Genomic DNA, 16,208 nt, shown 5'->3' with positions numbered 1-16,208 from the left:
CTCTGGAGTAACTTCCTGTGAGGTGATCTTCGTGACACACGTGGACGAACGCACCGCCCGCCGCGTGGCCGAGGAGGCCCGGCAGACGGAGTGGGAACTGCCCAGTTTCGGCAAGCAGCTCTTTCTCGGGGACTTCCGGCTGGACCTGGTCCATCCGCACCCCGAGCCCGCGGAGAACATGCGGCGCAAGGGAGAGGAATTCCTCTCCCGCGTCCGGGAGTTCTGCGAGACCAAGATCGACGCACGGACCGTCGAGCGCGAGTCCCGCATCCCGGACGAGGTGGTCAAGGGCCTCAAACAGCTCGGCGCCTTCGGGATGAAGATCCCTGAGGAGTACGGCGGGCTCGGGCTCAGCCAGCTGTACTACAACCGGGCGCTGATGCTGTTCGGCTCCGCCCACCCCGCGGTCGGCGCGATGCTGTCGGCCCACCAGTCCATCGGCGTGCCGCAGCCGGTCAAGCTGTTCGGCAGCGAGGAGCAGAAGCGCGCGTACCTGCCGCGCTGCGTGAACGAGATCAGCGCCTTCCTGCTGACCGAGCCCGACGTCGGCTCGGACCCGGCGCGGCTGCGGACGACGGCGACCCCGGACGGCGACGAGTACGTGCTGGACGGCGTCAAGCTGTGGACCACCAACGGCGTGGTCGCGGACCTGCTCGTCGTGATGGCCCGCGTGCCGAAGAGCGACGGCCACCGCGGCGGCATCACCGCCTTCGTCGTCGAGGCCGGCGCGGACGGCATCACGGTGGAGAACCGCAACGCCTTCATGGGCCTGCGCGGCATCGAGAACGGCGTCACCCGCTTCCACCAGGTACGGGTGCCCGCCGCGAACCTGATCGGCAAGGAGGGACAGGGCCTGAAGATCGCCCTGACCACGCTGAACACCGGCCGCCTGTCCCTGCCCGCCATGTGCGCCGGCGCGGCCAAGTGGAGCACGATGATCGCGCGCGAGTGGTCGAGCGCACGGGTGCAGTGGGGCCGCCCGGTCGGCGAGCACGAGGCGGTCGCGTCCAAGATCTCCTTCATCGCCGCCACGTCGTACGCCCTGGAGGCGATGCTCGACCTGTCCAGCTCGCTCGCCGACGAGGAGCGCGGCGACATCCGGATCGAGGCGGCGCTCGCCAAGCTGTACGCCTCGGAGATGGGCTTCCTCATCGCCGACGAGCTCATGCAGATCCGCGGCGGCCGCGGTTACGAGACGGCCGAGTCGCTGGCCGCGCGCGGCGAGAAGGGCGTGCCGGTCGAGCAGCTCGTCCGCGACATGCGCATCAACCGGATCTTCGAGGGCTCCTCGGAGATCATGCGGCTGCTGATCGCCCGCGAGGCCGTGGACGCGCACCTGTCGGTGGCCGGTGACATCATCGACCCCGAGGCGGACCTGCCGAAGAAGGCCGCCGCCGTTCGCCGGGCCGGCGGCTTCTACGCCAAGTGGCTGCCGACGCTCGTCACCGGCGCGGGCCAGCTCCCGACGAGCTACGCCGAGTTCGGCCCGCTGGCCAGGCACCTGCGCTACGTCGAGCGCGCCTCGCGCAAGCTGGCCCGGGCGATCTTCTACGCGGCCGGGCGCTGGCAGGGGAAGCTGGAGCGCAAGCAGGGCTTCCTCGGCCGCATGGTCGACATCGGCGCCGAGCTGTTCGCGATGAGCGCCGTCTGCGTCCGCGCGAAGGCCGACGACCGGCCGGAGGCGTACGAACTGGCCGACATGTTCTGCGCGCAGGCGCAGGTGCGGATCGGCGAGCTGTTCGACCGGCTCTGGCACAACACCGACGGCCTCGACGCCGCCTTCGCGCGACGCGTCATGGACGGCCGCTACGCCTGGCAGGAGGAGGGCGTACTGGACCCGTCCATCCCCGGCCCGTGGATCGCCGCGGCCGAGCCGGGACCGTCCAAGGCCGAGAACGTGCACCGCACGCTCGCCTGAGCCCCGCTCAACGGGCCCGCTCTCCCCGCCGAGAGCGGGCCCGTCCGGTATCTCTCACGCGAGGAACGCGCCGAGGTGCTCCAGCACCGCCTCGGGGCGTTCCTCGGCGAGGAAGTGCCCGCAGTCCTCGATCATCGCGCCGGTCACGTCCTCGGCGTAGTCGCGCCAGACCTCCACGGCGTCGATCGTCTGGAGGAAGCTGTGCTCGCCCCACAGGGCCAGCAGCGGCATCGTCAGTTTGCGTCCGTGGTCGGCGTCGTCGTGCGCGGCGTCCACGGGGAACGCGGCGCGGTAGTCGTCGAACCCGGCGCGCAGCGCGCCCGGCCGTTCGAACGCCCGGACGTACTCGGCGATGTCCTCCTCCGGCAGCGGCGCGTACGACCAGTTGTCGATGAGGAAGCGCAGGTAGGCGCCGGGGTTCGCGCCGGCGAGGAGCTCGGGCAGGTCGGGCTGGAGATGGAAGAGCCAGTGCCAGGTGCCGCGGGCGAGGTCCGCGTCCATCCGCCGCCACATCTCCCGCGTCGGGATGATGTCCATGACCGCGAGCCGTTCGATGTCGCCGGGGTGGTCCAGCGCCCAGCGGTGCGCCACCCGCGCCCCACGGTCGTGCCCGATGACGGTCGCCTTCTCGTGGCCGAGCCGCCCGATGAGCTGGTGCAGGTCCTCGGCCTTGGTGCGCTTGTCGTGACCGTCGCGCGGCATGTCGCTGCGCCCGTACCCGCGCAGGTCGGGGACCACGACGGTGTACGCGCGGCTGAGCGGGCCGACGAGATGACGCCAGCAGTGCCCGGTCTGCGGCCAGCCGTGCAGCAGGACGAGGAGCGGACCGGAGCCGCTGGACCGGTAGTACATCCGGATGCCGTTGACGGTGGCGATCGCCATCTTCTAACTCCCTTAGACGGTTATAGCCGAGTCTAACCGTACGATGGGGTTATGGGCGATTGGGTGTGGGACGGCGGACGGCTGAGCATCGACCTGCTCAACACGGTCCGCGACCGCGCGAAGACGCCACGGGAGACCCTGCCGACCCCTGACGACCTCGCCGTCTGGCTGTCGGAGGCGGACCTGCTCGCGGACGCGCACGTCGGCGAGCAGGATCTGGAGAGCGCCCGCCGCCTGCGGACGGCGATCGACACGCTGGCGTTCCCGCCGGAGGATCCGGACCCGTCGGCGGCCGACGAGGCGGTGACCGTGATCAACGCGATGGCGGCCGAGGCGCCGGGCGGCCCGCGCCTGGCACGTGACGGCGCCCGGCTGGTGGCGGTCCCGCCGGAGCCCTCGGCGGCCGCCGCCCTGGCCCGCGTCGCACTGGACGCCGTCGACCTGCTCACCGGCGATGAGTCACTGCGCGTCTGCGCGGCGCACGACTGCGGCATCCGCTTCGCGGACCGCTCCCCGGCCCGCAACCGCCAGTGGTGCTCGATGCGCCGCTGCGGCAACCGCACCAAGGCCCGCCGTCACTACTCCCGCTCGGCCGGACGCTGAGCCTCACCCGGCGTCACGACTGGGTCGCGCAGGCTTCCAGCACGCTGTTCAGCACCGACGGGAAGCGTTCCAGCGCCTCTTCGCGCAGGGACACGAAGCAGCGGGTGCCGTCCATGCGGTGGTACGTCAGCCCCGCTTCCCGGAGCGTCTTCATGTGGTGGCTGAGGGTCGACGGGCCGACGTCGACCTCGAAGTCGCCACGCACATGCTCTCGGCGGTCCGCCAGCACCGCCATGATCCGCAATCGGACCGGGTCGCCCAGAGCCGAGAGCACCTCGGCGAGCGACACCGCTCGCGGATCGGGATGGGAGAGCCGGCGCGCCATACGCCCAGCCTACCCCCTATATCGAAGTTCGACGATTATCGATATACGATCGCTGGTGTAACCGCTGAGGAGGAACCCATGGAATTCCTGGTCCGTGTCGACGGCGCCCGCGTCTACGAACTCCCCGCGGACGAGAGCGCGGCGCTGATCGAACGCGAGAGGGTCCGCGGGCGTGAGCTCATGGCCGCAGGGACGATCCGCCACTTCTGGCGCATTCCCGGCCGCCGCGGCAACATCGGCATCTGGTCGGCCGCCGACGCCGACGAGCTGGAGGCGGCGCTGACCAGCCTGCCGGTCTGGCCTTACGCGGACATCGAGGTCACCCCGCTGGCCCGTCACCCGATGACCGCGGTGTCGTGAACCATGGCGCCCGGCGGGCGGCGCGGTCAGAGCGGCGGGACGCGCGACCGGCGCATCCGGGTCTGCCGTGACTCGCGTTCGGTCAGGCGTTCCCACGCGGCGTCGCGTTGGGCCTCCAGCTCGCGGACGCGTCTCTCCAGGGCCACGATGTGGCGGATGGCGGCGAGGGTGATGCCCTCCTGGGCCAGCTGGATGACGCGGCGGATGCGGCCCAGCTCGTGGTGGGAGTAACGGCGGTGGCCGCCCGGCGTACGGCTGGGCCGGACCACCTCGTACGTGTCCAGACGGTGCAGGAATCGGGGTCGGGTACGGAGGATCTCGGCGGCCTGCCCCACTGAGTAGCGCGGCCGGTGTTCGTCTTCGGTGAGCATGGCGCGAGACATCGCAGCATGATCCGCGCCCCGGCGCCGCCGGCACACGCCTGCGGTTGTGAGCTCTTTACCTCAGCAGGGCCGACGGGCGTCTCACGGCCACGGGGCCGCGTCGCGGGCCAGGAGGGCCGCCTGGACGCGGTTCGCGCAGCCGAGCTTGGCCAGGATCCGGGTCATGTACGTCTTGATGGTCGTCTCGCTCATGTGCAGCCGCCGGCCGATCTCGGCGTTCGACAGGCCCTCACCCACCAGGCGTACGACGTCCGACTCGCGGGCGGTCAGGGCGGCCAGCCGTCCGGTCGCCTCCCGGCGGCGGTCCGTGGGGGTGACCATGCCGAGCACCGTACGGGTGATGGCCGGGGACAGGTACGCGTCGCCGTCGTGGGCCGCGCGGACGGCGCGGATCAGCTCGTCGGGCCCGCAGTTCTTCAGCACGAACCCGGCCGTCTCGCTGCGCAGGGCGCGCACGACGTTGGCCTCGGCGCCGAAGGAGGTGAGGACGACGCAGCGTACGCCGGGCGCGCACCGGCGGAGCTCCTCGATCGCGCTCAGGCCGTCCAGCACCGGCATGGTGATGTCGACCAGCGCGACGTCGATCCGGTGCCGGACCGCCGCCTCCACGGCCGCCCGGCCGTCCGCCGCCTCGGCGACGACCTCGATGTCGTCCGCCGACCCGAGGATGGTGCGGATGCCCGCCACGATCAGCGGTTCGTCGTCGGCGACCAGGACCCGGATCACCTCACGCCACCCCCACCAGCATGCTCATCGGCAGGACCACGAACATGAGCGCCGCGGTGGCGAAGCCGAGCAGGGCCGTACGCGCCGCACCCGGCACGGGCGTCTCGGCGCCCTCCGTCTCCGCCGCCAGAGGCAGCATCGCCACCAGCCGGAACTCCCCGTTCTCCGTCCGGTGGTCCAGGAATCCTCCGGCCGCCCGCACCCGCTCGTCCAACCCGGTCAGCCCGTGGCCGGCGCCGTCGGCGACCTGGCCCGCGACCGGATTGACGACGGTGACCAGCAGGCCGTCCGGCTCCCACGCGAGGCTCACCGTGACCGGCCGCCCCGGCGCGTGCCGGGACGCGTTGGTCAGCCCCTCCTGCACGACCCGGTACGCCGCCTGCCCCGCCTCCGCGTCGACGGCACGCGGCTCCCCCAGCCGCCGGGACGTCACGGGCAGCCCGGCCGACCGGAACTCCGCCACGACCTCCTCGATCGCTGCGGCTCCCTGTGACCGGCCCTCTTCTCCGCGGAGCGTGCCCAGCAGCGCGTGCAGCTCGTCCACGGCGTCGCTCGCCGCCGCGCCCAGCCGCCGGACCGCCTCCCGCTGTGCCGGCGGCACCGACACCTCCAGCGCCGACGCCTGGATCGTCACGAGGCTGAGCCGGTGGCCGAGCGAGTCGTGCATGTCCCGGGCGATCCGCAGCCGTTCGCGCAGGCGTTCGCGTTCGGCGAGCAGCTCGCGCTCCCGGCGGAGCCGGCGGTTGTTCCGGTCGAGCGCCGACAGCAGCCGTTCGTGCTGGGCGAGGTAGCGGCCGACGAGCAGCGGCAGCGCGACGAACACGACGTACGCGCAGACGAAGGCCGGGATCGACCGGGGCTCGGGCGGCCGGACCAGGAGCCTGCCGGCCAGGCCGCCGAGGGCGGCGCCGACGACGGCCGCCGTACCGGCGCGGGAGACGACGCGGCGACCGGCCTGGTAGGCGGTCCACAGGAGCAGGACGTACCCGCCGCCGGCCGACACCACGAACCCCAGCGCGATCGTGAAGGCGGCGACCGGCATCCGGTGGGACAGCGCGATGACCAGCGCGAGCCCGAGCGCGCAGGCCAGGACGCCCCACAGGTGGAGCACGTTCCCGTACCCGGTGGCGAGCAGCGCCGTGTCCGCCGCGACCACGGCGGCGGCGAGGAGGTGTCGGCCCATGCGCAGCAGGCTACGTGGCGCGTCCGCACCGACGTTGGTCGGCGCGATCGTCGACTTTGGAGGACTGCCTCACGGTCGCCCCGTTCCTAGCGTGAACCGGGTGATCGAAGTACGGAACCTGAGCAAGAGGTACGGCGAGACCGTCGCGGTGGAGGACCTGTCGTTCACGGTGCGCCCGGGACGGGTGACCGGCTTCCTGGGGCCGAACGGCGCCGGCAAGTCCACCACCATGCGGATGATCCTCGGCCTGGACCGGCCGACCGGCGGGCGGGCGCTGATCGACGGTGAGCCCTTCGCCCGGCTGGCCGAGCCGCTGCGCCGGGTCGGCGCGCTGCTGGAGACCACGGCCGCGCACGGCGGCCGCCGGGCCCGCGACCACCTGCGCTGGCTCGCGCGCAGCAACCGGATCCCCGAGCGGCGGACCGCGGAGGTCCTGAGGATGACCGGCCTGGAGAACGTCGCGCGCCGGCGGGTGAAGGGCTTCTCCCTCGGCATGGGCCGGCGGCTCGGCCTCGCCGCCGCGCTGCTCGGCGACCCGGCCGTGCTGCTGCTCGACGAGCCGCTCAACGGCCTGGACCCCCAGGGCATCCTCTGGATGCGTAACCTGATGCGGGACCTGGCCGCCGAGGGCCGCACGGTGTTCGTCTCCAGCCACCTGATGAGCGAGATGGCGCTCACCGCGGACCACCTCGTCGTGATCGCCGGGGGGCGGCTGCTCGCCGACACGACGGCCGCCGCGTTCGTGGCCGCGAACAGCCGTGCGTACGTGCGGATCAGGACGCCCGAGCCGGAACGCATGCGCGACGCGCTCGCCGGCGCCGGCATCGCGGCCGTCGCCGCGCCGGACGGCGCGCTCGAGGCGGAGGGCGCCGAGCCGGCGCGGATCGGCGAGCTGGCCGCCGCCCACGGGCTGGTCGTGCACGAGGTGGCCGCGCGGGAGTCGTCGCTGGAGGAGGCCTTCATGCGGCTGACCGGAGAGGCCCGATGAGCGCGGGACGTGCGGCCCTGCGGGCCGAATGGGTGAAGATCCGTACCGGCCGTTCAACGGGCTGGACCCTCGTCCTCACCTTCGTGCTCTGCGTCGGTCTCGCCGTTCTGCTGGGCCTGAGCATGCGCGGCGGCTTCGACCGGATGGACGCCGGGGCGCGGGCGAACTTCGACCCCGTCCTCGTCGGTTTCTACGGCCTGCTGATCGGCGAGATCGCCTTCGTGGCCTTCGGCGTGCTGTTCGTCGGGTCGGAGTACACGAGCGGGATGATCCGGGCCTCGCTGACCGCGGTGCCGCGACGCGGCGTGTTCTATGGCGCCAAGATGCTCACCGGGGCGCTCACGGCGTCGGTGTTCTCTCTGGTCACCGGATTCGCCACCTTCTTCACCGCGCAGGCGGCCCTGGGACCGCACGGCGTGACGCTCGGCTCGGCGGGGGCGTTGCGCGCGACGCTGCTCGCCTGCGCGCACCTGACGCTGATGTGCCTGTTCGCGATGGGCGTGGCGGCGATCGCACGGGGCACCGCGCTCCCACTCGGGATCATGATCCCGCTGCTCTTCCTCGACTCCCAGGGACTCGGCAACGCTCCGGGGATCCGTACGGTCGCGCAGTACCTTCCCGACCAGGTCGGAATGGTGATGATGCGTGCGGTCCCGGCCAGGCCGGACGCCATCGACCACCGCGCCTTCGGCCCGTGGACCGGGTTGGGCGTGCTCGTGCTGTGGGCGGCGGCCGCCGTGGTGGGCGGCTATCTGGTGCTGCGCCGCCGCGACGCCTGACCGAGCTCGGCCTCCAGCTCGGCGATGCGCCGATGGGCCGCGCGCAGCTCGCCCTCGAGCTCGAGGATGCGGCGGATGGCAGCCAGGGTCATCCCCTCGTCGGTGAGCCGCACGACGTACTGGACGAGCGTGATCTCATGGCGGGAGTAGCGCCGCTGCCCGCCGGGCGACCGGCGGGGACTCACGACCTCGTGCTCGTCGAGCCGGCGCAGGAACGCCTGCTGCACGCTGAGCATCGCCGCCACCTGGCCGACGGTGTAGAGCGCGGCCTGGCTGTCGTCGATCGGCAGTGAAGACATGATGCCCCCATCATGCACCGGGCGGGCGTCTCCCCGGAGACGCCCGCCCGGATCCCGGACCCGTCTTACTTGAGCGCCTTGCGCCCGCGGGTCTGGATCTCCACCTTGCGCGGCTTGGCCTGCTCCAGCACCGGGATGCGGACCGCCAGCACGCCGTCGTCGTACGCGGCGTCGATGGCGGACGAGTCGAGGTGCTCCGACAGGTAGACGCGCCGGGTGTAGGTGCCCATCGTGCGCTCCCGTACGAAGAGCTGCTCGTCCTCGGCGATCTCCTCCTCGCGGCGCGCGCTGACCGTGAGAACGCCGCGGTCCACGGTCACCTCGATGGAGCCGGGGTCGATGCCCGGGAGGTCGAAGCGCAGGACCACCTCGTCCTTGCGGCGGACGCCGTCCATCGGCATGACGGCGGGCTGCCGGCGGGCCATCCGGTCGAACTGGCGCTCGAACTCCTGCATGAACGGGTCGATCGACGTCAACAGCATGGAAGCCACCTCCAGGTTTGAACTCTCGTTATGAGCTAACCTCAAACTCAAGTTGTATATTTCCACGAACCTGAGCGGCAAACAACCTCTCTTAGAGGTGACACAGAACTTCCCCGGAAACGCCGAAGGGCGGGGTGCCTCACGTGGCACCCCGCCCTTCGCGGACCGCGGCCCCGACGGGCCGCGAACACCTACACGCGCTCGATGATGGTGGCGTTGGCCTGGCCGCCGCCCTCGCACATCGTCTGGAGGCCGTACCGGCCGCCCGTGCGCTCCAGCTCGTGCACGAGCTTGGTCATCAGGATCGACCCGGTCGCGCCCAGCGGGTGGCCGAGCGCGATCGCGCCGCCGTTCGGGTTGGTCTTCTCCAGTGACGCGCCGGTCTCCTTGGCCCACGCCAGCGGCACCGGGGCGAACGCCTCGTTGACCTCGAACACGTCGATGTCGTCGATCGACAGCCCGCCGCGCTTCAGCGCCTTCTCGGTCGCCGGGATCGGGCCGGTCAGCATGTAGACCGGGTCCGAACCCTCGACGACGAGGGTGCGGATGCGCGCCCGCGGCGTCAGACCGTGCTGCCTGACCGCCTCCTCCGAGGCGATGAGCAGCGCACCGGCGCCGACGGAGATCTGTGAGGCCACCGCGGCGGTGAGCTCCCAGCCGTCGCGCAGCGGCTTCAGGCCGCCCATCTTCTCCAGCGAGGTGTCCGCCCGGGCGCCCTCGTCCTTGGTCACGCCCGCGATCGGGGCGATCTCGCGGTCAAAGTGCCCGTTCTCGATCGCGTGGACCGCGCGGCGGTGGCTCTCGAGCGCGAACTGTTCGAGGTCGCCGCGCTTGTAGCCCCACTTCTCGCACATGAGCTGCGCGCCGCGGAACTGGGAGATCTCCTGGTCGCCGTACCGCTGGTTCCAGCCGTCGCCGTACGGGAAGGGCATGCCCTTCTCCAGCGCCATGGCGACGCTGGAGCCCATCGGGACCATGCCCATGTTCTCCACGCCGGAGGCCACGACGAGGTCCTGGGTGCCGGACAGCACCGCCTGGGCGGCGAAGTGCACCGCCTGCTGCGACGAGCCGCACTGCCGGTCGATGGTCACACCCGGCACGCGCTCGGGCAGGCCGGCCGACAGCCAGGCCGTACGGGCGATGTCGAGGGACTGCGGGCCGACCTGCATGACACAGCCCATGATCACGTCATCGACCGCCTCGGGATCCACGCCCGTGCGCTCGACGAGTTCCTTCAGCACATGCGCACCCAGGTCGGCCGGGTGCACCGCCGCCAGCGCACCCTTTTTCGTGCCGACCGGGGTACGGACCGCTCCGACGATGTACGCCTCGGCCACGTCGCCTCCCAAAACTCTCGTTGCGGGTTCCGTCCCAACCAACCGAACCTTATTCGGTCAGTACGAGGTTACCTCGCCCCGTCCTCTCGTCCATGTGACTCTGCTCTCCCGCCCAGCGCAAACCTCGACCAATGGTGAGCTTTAGGCTGTGCGCCATGGACAACCCACCGCCGGACGCGCACGAGCTCACCGTCGGCCAGGTGGCCGGCCGCAGCGGCGTGGCCGTCTCCGCCCTGCACTTCTACGAGAGAAAGGGCCTGATCCACAGCCGTCGTACGGCGGGCAACCAGCGCCGGTACCCGCGCGACGTGCTCCGGCGGGTGGCGTTCATCCGGGTGTCGCAGCGCGTGGGCATCCCGCTGAGCGACATCCGGGAGGCGCTCGCCGAACTGCCGGAGGGCCGCACGCCCACGCCCCGTGACTGGGCCCGGCTGTCCGCCGCCTGGCGGGGCGAGCTCGACGCGCGGATCGCCCAGCTCCAGCGGCTCCGTGACGACCTGACCGGCTGCATCGGCTGCGGATGCCTGTCCCTGCGCCACTGCCGGCTGTCCAACCCGTACGACCGGCTCGGCGCCGAGGGACCCGGGCCCCGCCGCCTGCTCACCGACGAGCCGCCAGCCTCCTGAGTGCCTCCGCCGACTCCTCGTTCGCCGGCAGGTGCGCGGTGAGGACCTGGCCGGGCCGCCCGACGCACTCCAGCTTCACGTAGTCGAGTTCGAGCAGACCGACGTCCGGATGCCGGATGCGTTTGCGCGCCGGCTCGTGCCCGCGTACGTCGTGACCGGCCCACAGGTCGCGGAACTCCGCGCTGCCCGCCAACAGGGCCTCGGTGAGCGCGTGCATGCGCGGGTTGGCGCCCTGTTCGGCGGTGCAGGCGCGGAACTTGGCCACCATGGAGCGGGCGTCGGCCGCCCAGTCGACGATCCGCTCCCGCATCGACGGCTCGTTGAACATCAGCCAGATGACGTTCCGCTCGCCGGCCGGCCGCTCGTCGTAGTCCGCGATCAGCGCCGCCTGCGCCCGGTTGTAGGCGATGACGTCCCAGGTCTCGTTGGCGATGTAGGCCGGGTGCGGGTCGAGCGAGTCCACGAACGCCCGCATGGCCGGGTGCACGTCGGCCCGCTCGTTCGCCGGCGCGGGCACCTGTCCCGCGAGCGTGCGGATGTAGTCGCGCTCGGCCGGGGAGAGCTGGAGGGCGCAGGCGAGGGCGTCGAGTACCTGGCGGCTCGGCGTGACGTCCCGTGCCTGTTCGAGCCAGGTGTACCAGGTGGTGCTGACCCCGGAGAGCGTGGCGACCTCCTCGCGGCGCAGCCCCGGCGTGCGGCGGCGCCCGACCCGGGGCAGCCCGACGTCCTCGGGCGTCAACCGCTCCCGGCGAAACCTGAGGAAGGTGGCGAGCTCGGTGCGGCTCGACATAGACCGGTACTCCTTATACCCGGATAAAGCCCATCTGGTACCCGTTTAACCTCTGCCCCATCGTGGGGCCATGGCCGTTCTCGCACAAGCCCCCGCATCCGCCCCCGTACGTCCCTGGCCCGCGCTGATCGCGGCGTACGCGGGCGTCTTCCTGACCATCAGCGACCTGTTCAAGGTGCTCGTGGCGGTCCCGGCGATCCAGCGGGCCCTGGACGCGTCGCCCGCGGTGGGCCAGTGGATCCTCGCCGGGTTCCAGCTGACGTACGCGGTGGCGCTGGTGACCGGCGGCCGGCTCGGCGACCGGTACGGCCGGCGGCGGGTCTTCCTCACCGGGATCGCGGTGTTCACCCTCGCCTCCGTCGCCAGCGGCCTGGCGCCCTCCGCGGGACCGCTCATCGCGGCACGCCTCGTCCAGGGCGTCGGCTCCGCGCTCGCCCTGCCGCAGGCCTTCTCCCTGGTACAGGTGCTGTTCGCGCCCGAGCGACGGGACCGGCCGTTCGCGGTGATGGGCGCGGTGCTGGGCCTGTCGTCCGTGGTCGGCCAGGTCCTCGGCGGCGTGCTCCTGCAGGCCCTGCCGTGGCGGTCGGTGTTCCTGGTCAACGTGCCGGTCGGACTGGTGATCCTCGTCGCGGCCCGGCGACTCATGCCCGAGTCGCGCGCCGCCGGGGCCGGGCGGGTCGACGGACCCGGCACGGCACTGCTCAGCGTCGCGCTGGTCCTGCTCGTCCTGCCGCTGATCGAGGGACGCCGGCTCGGCTGGCCGGGCTGGACCTGGGTGTGCCTGGCCGCCGCGCCGGTCGCCCTCGCGGCGTTCGCGCTCATCGAGCGCCGGGTGCCCGCGCCACTGGTGGACCTGCGGCTGTTCCGCGACCGGGCGTTCACGCTCGGCGCCGTGACCGTGCTCGCCTGGTACGTGATGGTCAACGCGTTCAACTTCGTCATGGCCCTTGAGCTGCAGGACGGGCTGCGCCTGTCCGCGATCCGGGCCGCGCTGGCCTTCGTGCCGTTCGCGGTGGCGTTCCTGCTCGGCTCGCTCGCGGCCGGCCGCCTCGCCCCGGTGTTCGGCCGCAGGCTGCTGGTCGCCGGGGCGCTGGTCGCGGCGGCCGGGTTCGGCGTGCTGCTCGCCGAGACGTACACCACGGTCTCGATCATGGCGGCGACGGTCGTGCTGGGCGCCGGCATGGGCCTGGTGCAGACGCCACTGCTCAACGTCGCGCTCAAGGGCGTACGGGAGGAGCACGTCGGCACCGCGTCCGGTGTGCTGTCCACGGCGCAGCAGGTCGGCGGCTCGGTCGGGGTGGCGCTCGTCGGCGTCGTCTACTTCCGCGCCGTGCCGCACGGCTGGGCACACGCGTTCGCCGCCGGGTGCGGCTTCGGGCTCACCCTCGTGCTGGTCGGCCTCGTCCTGCTCCTGGCCCTCCCCCGCGCGGAGTCGACCGGCAGGGCCTGAACACGGGCCGGCTCGCTCGTCACCTGACTCGGCGCGTCCGCGGGATCCGCCGTCCGCCGTGCGCGCGTCTGACCGCGACGAGCACGATCAGCCAGACCGGGAAGGCGAACTTGAAGTGACCGGCCACCGCCACGCCCGCCAGGACCACGGTCGCGAGCGCGGCCACGCCCGCCAGCCCGATCCATCGCATCCGCGCCGCCGACCAGGCCGCCTCGCCTGGCGCGGCCGCCACCGGCAGGTCGGCGGTCAGCGCACGCAGGTCGCCGAGGGTCCGGGCCGAGGTCGCCGCCGTGCTCCGCTCGTCGAACTCCTCCATGGTGAGCCGCCCCTGCGCGTAGTGCTCGCGCAGGAGGTCCAGGACCTCGTCACGGTCGCGGTCGGCGGCCCGAAGCGCGTCGTTCATGCCCTCCATCCAACCCCGCGGCGCGCGGCGGCGTCATCGACCGCTCGGTGGGAAAAGTCCTCCACCGTGGGGTGGAGCGGCTCAGCCGACCGGGTTGGCCCCGCGCAGCATCGTGAGGTGTTCGCGCAGCGCCGGCAGGGCGGTACGGGCGAGGGCGATCACCGCGGGCGACGAGCCGCCGCGCACCTCCTCCTCCGTGCGGGCCAGGGCCTTCACGTGGGCGTCGATCACCACGTTCACGAAGTCGCGGTCGAACCGGCTGCCCGTCTCCTTCTCCAGCCGCTGGGCGACCGCGAACTGTCCGGCGCGCCGGCTCCGGGGCAGGCCGGCGCCCAGTGCGTTCGCCACGTGAAGCAGTTTCGCGTCCAGCGCCGCGTGCTCGGCGGCGAGCACGCGGCCGGCGTGCCGTACGGCGGCGGTGACGCCCTTGCGCTGGGCGAGCCCGCCGTACTGGACGTCCGCGAGGTCGTCCTGGTGAGTGGCCGTCAGCCAGGCGCGGTCGGCGTCCGACGCCGGGGCGTCCGCCGGGACCGTGACGGCCGCCTCGCGTCCGGTACGGCTCGTGCCGCACGCGCCCAGCACGCCCAGCACGAGCGCCATGGCCATCGTCGAGTGCACGGGACGTGCCACGGAGCCTCCCCCCTCTCACCGGCGGCCTCCCGCCGGTGTCCCCTCCCCCGCCGGTGCCCGTTCTCGGCGACCGGCAATCACCGAGATCCACTCAGACCGCGGTGAACGGCTACGCTGGTACGGGCTCAGCGCACCAGAGGAGAGAGCCGTTGAGTGGTCTCGTCACACTGGCACTGCTGGCGATCCTGGGAGCGTTCATCGTGACCAGGATCATGCGTCGCATCGGCTTGGGCATGTCACGCAACAGCACGTTCGGGTTCATGTTCGCGTTCGTCGTGCTCGTGCTGATGCTCTGGGGTCAGTCCTTCCGTTCCTGATTCGCTCGAACTCCCGGCGCGCCGGGCGCGTCATATCCGATGCCCAGTCCCGGTACCGCCCATGGGAGGCGACGATCCGTGCTCCACTCCAGGTCACAGGCGCACAGCACGAACACGGCCTGTCACCTGCGTCGTCTCGTGGACTTCGCCGAACCCCGTCCCGATGACGTCTGCCTCGACGTCTCCGGCGTCTCCGGCCTGGCCTCGGCGATCCGGCCGTGGGTGGGCGAGCTCACCAGTGCCGCCGAGGGGTCGCTGCCGTCCGGCAGCTTCACGCTGGTCGTCGCCCCGCTCGGGCACGCCCGCGGTGACCAGGTGAGGCTGGTACGTGACCTGTTCCGGGTCTGCCGCGGCCGGCTGGTGCTCGCCGACCTCGTCCGTACGCGCGCCGGCGACGGCGACCACATCGAGCGGCTGCGCGACCCGGACCGGACGAAGATGCGTACCTTCCGCGAGCTGCTCGACCTGGTCGAACGCGCCGGCGGGCAGACCCGCCGGATGGACGTGTTCACCGTCGAGCGGCCGATCGAACCCTGGCTGGCCGGGGCACGCGACCCCGACCGCATCCGCCGGGAGCTCACCGCCGAGATCGACGGCGGCCCGCGGACCGGCGCGCGCCCGCGGCTGATCGGCACCGAGCTGTGGTTCACCCAGTCGTGGGCGTACTTCGCGGTGGATCCTGACCGGCCTCCAGGCCGGCGACGAGCACGGCCGCGCCGCTGACGCGGTCGCCGGCCAGGTCCGCCAGCGCCTGGTCGGCCTGGTCGAGGGCGTACGGCGTGACGGTCACCTCCAGCCCCAGCCGGTCGGCGAGCCGGAGGAACTCCTCGCCGTCCGCGCGGGTGTTGGAGGTCACGCTGCGCAGCTGCCGCTCCTGGAACAGGTCGTCCTGGTACTCCAGGATCGGCACGTCGGTGAGGTGGATGCCGGCGATGGCGAGCGTGCCGCCGCGGTCGAGACGCCGCAGGGCGGCCGGCACCAGCTCCCCGGCCGGCGCGAAGATGATCGCCGAGTCGAGCGGCTCCGGGGCGGGGTCGAAGGAGTCCTGCGCCGAGTCCGCGCCGAGCCGCAGCGCCAGCTCACGCGCCGCCTTCGCCCGGGTGAACACGTGCACGCGGGTGCCCTCGGCCAGCGCGATCTGCGCGGCGAGGTGCGCCGAACCGCCGAACCCCCAGATGCCGAGCCGCCCGCCCGGTGGGAGCGCGGAGCGCCGCAGCGCCCGGTAGCCGATGATCCCGGCGCACAGCAGGGGCGCGACCTCGACGTCCGGCCGGTCGCCGGGCAGGGCGTAGACGTAGGCCTCGGGCGCGACGGCGTACTCGGCGTATCCGCCGTCGGCGTCCCAGCCGGTGTAGAGCGACGAGGGACAGAGGTTCTCGGCGCCGCGGCGGCAGTAGGCGCACATGCCGCACGTGTGACGCAGCCACGCGACGCCGACCCGCTCACCCGGCGCGAACCGGTGACCCTGCCGGACCACCTCGCCGACGATCTCGTGTCCGGGCGTGACCTGCGGCAGGTGCGGCGGCAGGTCGCCCTCGGCCACGTGCAGGTCCGTACGGCACACGCCGCAGGCGCGCACCCGTACCAGGACCTCCTCCGGCCCCGGTTCGGGGATCTCACGCGTCACCGCCTCGATCGGCCCGGTCTCGATCGGGCCGGGCCGGGTGACCTCCCACGCCAGCACGTCTTCAGCGTACGACCCGCGCCCCGGCCGGCCCGGAACCCGG

The 16,208-nt window shown here is 72.5% G+C and carries 21 protein-coding genes; 9 read left to right on the top strand and 12 right to left on the bottom strand.

What is annotated here, in order from left to right; all coding sequences use genetic code 11:
• Positions 1-31: 31 nt before the first annotated feature.
• Positions 32-1,918 (top strand): acyl-CoA dehydrogenase family protein, encoded by a 1,887-nt coding sequence (locus ACQEV1_RS10775; RefSeq protein WP_433393400.1) that lies wholly within the window; start codon positions 32-34, stop codon positions 1,916-1,918.
• Between the two features lie 54 nt (positions 1,919-1,972).
• Here ACQEV1_RS10775 and ACQEV1_RS10770 read toward each other — a convergent pair whose 3' ends face one another.
• Complete coding sequence (locus ACQEV1_RS10770; protein ID WP_433393398.1) at positions 1,973-2,800, bottom strand: alpha/beta fold hydrolase; 828 nt, start codon at positions 2,798-2,800, stop codon at positions 1,973-1,975.
• Positions 2,801-2,851: 51 nt separating this feature from the next.
• Between ACQEV1_RS10770 and ACQEV1_RS10765 the strand changes: the two genes are divergently transcribed.
• A complete protein-coding gene (locus tag ACQEV1_RS10765; protein WP_433393396.1) occupies positions 2,852-3,403 on the top strand; it encodes a CGNR zinc finger domain-containing protein in 552 nt (183 codons plus the stop codon).
• Positions 3,404-3,416: 13 nt separating this feature from the next.
• On the opposite strand, the gene ACQEV1_RS10760 is transcribed toward ACQEV1_RS10765, so the two are convergent.
• Positions 3,417-3,728 carry an ArsR/SmtB family transcription factor gene (locus ACQEV1_RS10760; RefSeq protein ID WP_285620338.1) on the bottom strand — a complete coding sequence of 104 codons (312 nt, stop codon included), beginning with the start codon at positions 3,726-3,728 and terminating at the stop codon, positions 3,417-3,419.
• Between the two features lie 78 nt (positions 3,729-3,806).
• Here ACQEV1_RS10760 and ACQEV1_RS10755 point away from each other — a divergent pair, with 78 nt between their 5' ends.
• A complete protein-coding gene (locus ACQEV1_RS10755; RefSeq protein ID WP_285568538.1) occupies positions 3,807-4,088 on the top strand; it encodes a muconolactone Delta-isomerase in 282 nt (93 codons plus the stop codon).
• A gap of 26 nt (positions 4,089-4,114) precedes the next feature.
• Here the strand turns inward: ACQEV1_RS10755 and ACQEV1_RS10750 are convergent, their stop codons facing one another.
• The 3 genes from ACQEV1_RS10750 to ACQEV1_RS10740 form a co-directional block, all read right to left on the bottom strand.
• On the bottom strand, positions 4,115-4,471 hold the full coding sequence (locus ACQEV1_RS10750) for a MerR family transcriptional regulator (RefSeq protein WP_285568536.1): 357 nt from the start codon (positions 4,469-4,471) through the stop codon (positions 4,115-4,117).
• An 81-nt stretch (positions 4,472-4,552) separates the two neighbouring features.
• Entirely contained in the window at positions 4,553-5,197 is a 645-nt protein-coding gene (locus ACQEV1_RS10745) for a response regulator (RefSeq protein WP_285620340.1), read from the bottom strand.
• 1 nt (position 5,198) lies between these two features.
• Positions 5,199-6,380 (bottom strand): sensor histidine kinase, encoded by a 1,182-nt coding sequence (locus ACQEV1_RS10740; RefSeq protein WP_433393392.1) that lies wholly within the window; start codon positions 6,378-6,380, stop codon positions 5,199-5,201.
• Positions 6,381-6,480: 100 nt separating this feature from the next.
• On the opposite strand from ACQEV1_RS10740, the gene ACQEV1_RS10735 reads away from it, so the two are divergent.
• The gene (locus ACQEV1_RS10735; protein ID WP_285620344.1) at positions 6,481-7,368 is read left to right on the top strand and encodes an ABC transporter ATP-binding protein; all 888 of its coding nucleotides are present in this window, start codon (positions 6,481-6,483) and stop codon (positions 7,366-7,368) included.
• Positions 7,365-8,147, top strand: a complete 783-nt coding sequence (locus ACQEV1_RS10730) for an ABC transporter permease (protein WP_433393389.1) — start codon at positions 7,365-7,367, stop codon at positions 8,145-8,147. Before ACQEV1_RS10735 ends, ACQEV1_RS10730 begins: the two co-directional genes overlap by 4 nt.
• On the opposite strand, the gene ACQEV1_RS10725 is transcribed toward ACQEV1_RS10730, so the two are convergent.
• The 3 genes from ACQEV1_RS10725 to ACQEV1_RS10715 all read right to left on the bottom strand — a co-directional run bounded on the left by ACQEV1_RS10725 (position 8,117) and on the right by ACQEV1_RS10715 (position 10,265).
• The gene (locus tag ACQEV1_RS10725; RefSeq protein ID WP_285620346.1) at positions 8,117-8,446 is read right to left on the bottom strand and encodes a MerR family transcriptional regulator; all 330 of its coding nucleotides are present in this window, start codon (positions 8,444-8,446) and stop codon (positions 8,117-8,119) included. The two genes, ACQEV1_RS10730 and ACQEV1_RS10725, sit on opposite strands and share 31 nt — an antisense overlap.
• Positions 8,447-8,511: 65 nt before the next feature.
• A complete protein-coding gene (locus ACQEV1_RS10720; protein ID WP_433393387.1) occupies positions 8,512-8,928 on the bottom strand; it encodes an Hsp20/alpha crystallin family protein in 417 nt (138 codons plus the stop codon).
• Positions 8,929-9,119: 191 nt separating this feature from the next.
• Positions 9,120-10,265 carry an acetyl-CoA C-acetyltransferase gene (locus tag ACQEV1_RS10715; RefSeq protein ID WP_285568524.1) on the bottom strand — a complete coding sequence of 382 codons (1,146 nt, stop codon included), beginning with the start codon at positions 10,263-10,265 and terminating at the stop codon, positions 9,120-9,122.
• Positions 10,266-10,420: 155 nt separating this feature from the next.
• On the opposite strand from ACQEV1_RS10715, the gene soxR reads away from it, so the two are divergent.
• Positions 10,421-10,891, top strand: coding sequence for a redox-sensitive transcriptional activator SoxR (gene soxR / locus ACQEV1_RS10710; protein ID WP_433393385.1), 471 nt, complete (start codon positions 10,421-10,423; stop codon positions 10,889-10,891).
• Here the strand turns inward: soxR and ACQEV1_RS10705 are convergent.
• On the bottom strand, positions 10,866-11,681 hold the full coding sequence (locus tag ACQEV1_RS10705; RefSeq protein ID WP_433393383.1) for a helix-turn-helix transcriptional regulator: 816 nt from the start codon (positions 11,679-11,681) through the stop codon (positions 10,866-10,868). The two genes, soxR and ACQEV1_RS10705, sit on opposite strands and share 26 nt — an antisense overlap.
• Before the next feature lie 70 nt (positions 11,682-11,751).
• Between ACQEV1_RS10705 and ACQEV1_RS10700 the strand changes: the two genes are divergently transcribed.
• Positions 11,752-13,131: an MFS transporter gene (locus ACQEV1_RS10700; RefSeq protein WP_285620353.1), complete on the top strand. Its 1,380-nt coding sequence runs from the start codon at positions 11,752-11,754 to the stop codon at positions 13,129-13,131.
• A gap of 19 nt (positions 13,132-13,150) precedes the next feature.
• On the opposite strand, the gene ACQEV1_RS10695 is transcribed toward ACQEV1_RS10700, so the two are convergent.
• Together ACQEV1_RS10695 and ACQEV1_RS10690 are read right to left on the bottom strand one after the other, a co-directional pair.
• Positions 13,151-13,534 (bottom strand): DUF1707 SHOCT-like domain-containing protein, encoded by a 384-nt coding sequence (locus tag ACQEV1_RS10695; protein ID WP_285620355.1) that lies wholly within the window; start codon positions 13,532-13,534, stop codon positions 13,151-13,153.
• A gap of 81 nt (positions 13,535-13,615) precedes the next feature.
• Positions 13,616-14,164 (bottom strand): DUF4142 domain-containing protein, encoded by a 549-nt coding sequence (locus ACQEV1_RS10690; protein WP_285620357.1) that lies wholly within the window; start codon positions 14,162-14,164, stop codon positions 13,616-13,618.
• A gap of 149 nt (positions 14,165-14,313) precedes the next feature.
• Here ACQEV1_RS10690 and ACQEV1_RS10685 point away from each other — a divergent pair, with 149 nt between their 5' ends.
• Together ACQEV1_RS10685 and ACQEV1_RS10680 are read left to right on the top strand one after the other, a co-directional pair.
• Positions 14,314-14,481, top strand: a complete 168-nt coding sequence (locus ACQEV1_RS10685) for a hypothetical protein (protein ID WP_285620359.1) — start codon at positions 14,314-14,316, stop codon at positions 14,479-14,481.
• A 78-nt stretch (positions 14,482-14,559) separates the two neighbouring features.
• Positions 14,560-15,204: a class I SAM-dependent methyltransferase gene (locus ACQEV1_RS10680; RefSeq protein ID WP_285620362.1), complete on the top strand. Its 645-nt coding sequence runs from the start codon at positions 14,560-14,562 to the stop codon at positions 15,202-15,204.
• On the opposite strand, the gene ACQEV1_RS10675 is transcribed toward ACQEV1_RS10680, so the two are convergent.
• Positions 15,128-16,165 (bottom strand): zinc-dependent alcohol dehydrogenase family protein, encoded by a 1,038-nt coding sequence (locus ACQEV1_RS10675; RefSeq protein ID WP_433393380.1) that lies wholly within the window; start codon positions 16,163-16,165, stop codon positions 15,128-15,130. The genes ACQEV1_RS10680 and ACQEV1_RS10675 overlap by 77 nt on opposite strands.
• Positions 16,166-16,208: the final 43 nt, after the last annotated feature.

The organism is Actinoallomurus sp. CA-142502 (assembly GCF_050936355.1).
In the GTDB taxonomy this organism is placed as follows: Bacteria; Actinomycetota; Actinomycetes; order Streptosporangiales; family Streptosporangiaceae; genus Actinoallomurus; species Actinoallomurus iriomotensis.
This window is presented reverse-complemented; position numbering and strand designations above follow the sequence as displayed.

Coding starts and splice junctions, on each gene's coding strand:
- ACQEV1_RS10705 (WP_433393383.1), bottom strand. CDS start 11,681: ATGTCGAGCCGCACCGAGCTCGCCACCTTCCTCAGGTTTCGCCGGGAG.
- ACQEV1_RS10755 (WP_285568538.1), top strand. CDS start 3,807: ATGGAATTCCTGGTCCGTGTCGACGGCGCCCGCGTCTACGAACTCCCC.
- ACQEV1_RS10730 (WP_433393389.1), top strand. CDS start 7,365: ATGAGCGCGGGACGTGCGGCCCTGCGGGCCGAATGGGTGAAGATCCGT.
- soxR (WP_433393385.1), top strand. CDS start 10,421: ATGGACAACCCACCGCCGGACGCGCACGAGCTCACCGTCGGCCAGGTG.
- ACQEV1_RS10700 (WP_285620353.1), top strand. CDS start 11,752: ATGGCCGTTCTCGCACAAGCCCCCGCATCCGCCCCCGTACGTCCCTGG.
- ACQEV1_RS10695 (WP_285620355.1), bottom strand. CDS start 13,534: ATGAACGACGCGCTTCGGGCCGCCGACCGCGACCGTGACGAGGTCCTG.
- ACQEV1_RS10760 (WP_285620338.1), bottom strand. CDS start 3,728: ATGGCGCGCCGGCTCTCCCATCCCGATCCGCGAGCGGTGTCGCTCGCC.
- ACQEV1_RS10725 (WP_285620346.1), bottom strand. CDS start 8,446: ATGTCTTCACTGCCGATCGACGACAGCCAGGCCGCGCTCTACACCGTC.
- ACQEV1_RS10740 (WP_433393392.1), bottom strand. CDS start 6,380: ATGGGCCGACACCTCCTCGCCGCCGCCGTGGTCGCGGCGGACACGGCG.
- ACQEV1_RS10720 (WP_433393387.1), bottom strand. CDS start 8,928: ATGCTGTTGACGTCGATCGACCCGTTCATGCAGGAGTTCGAGCGCCAG.
- ACQEV1_RS10765 (WP_433393396.1), top strand. CDS start 2,852: ATGGGCGATTGGGTGTGGGACGGCGGACGGCTGAGCATCGACCTGCTC.
- ACQEV1_RS10750 (WP_285568536.1), bottom strand. CDS start 4,471: ATGTCTCGCGCCATGCTCACCGAAGACGAACACCGGCCGCGCTACTCA.
- ACQEV1_RS10770 (WP_433393398.1), bottom strand. CDS start 2,800: ATGGCGATCGCCACCGTCAACGGCATCCGGATGTACTACCGGTCCAGC.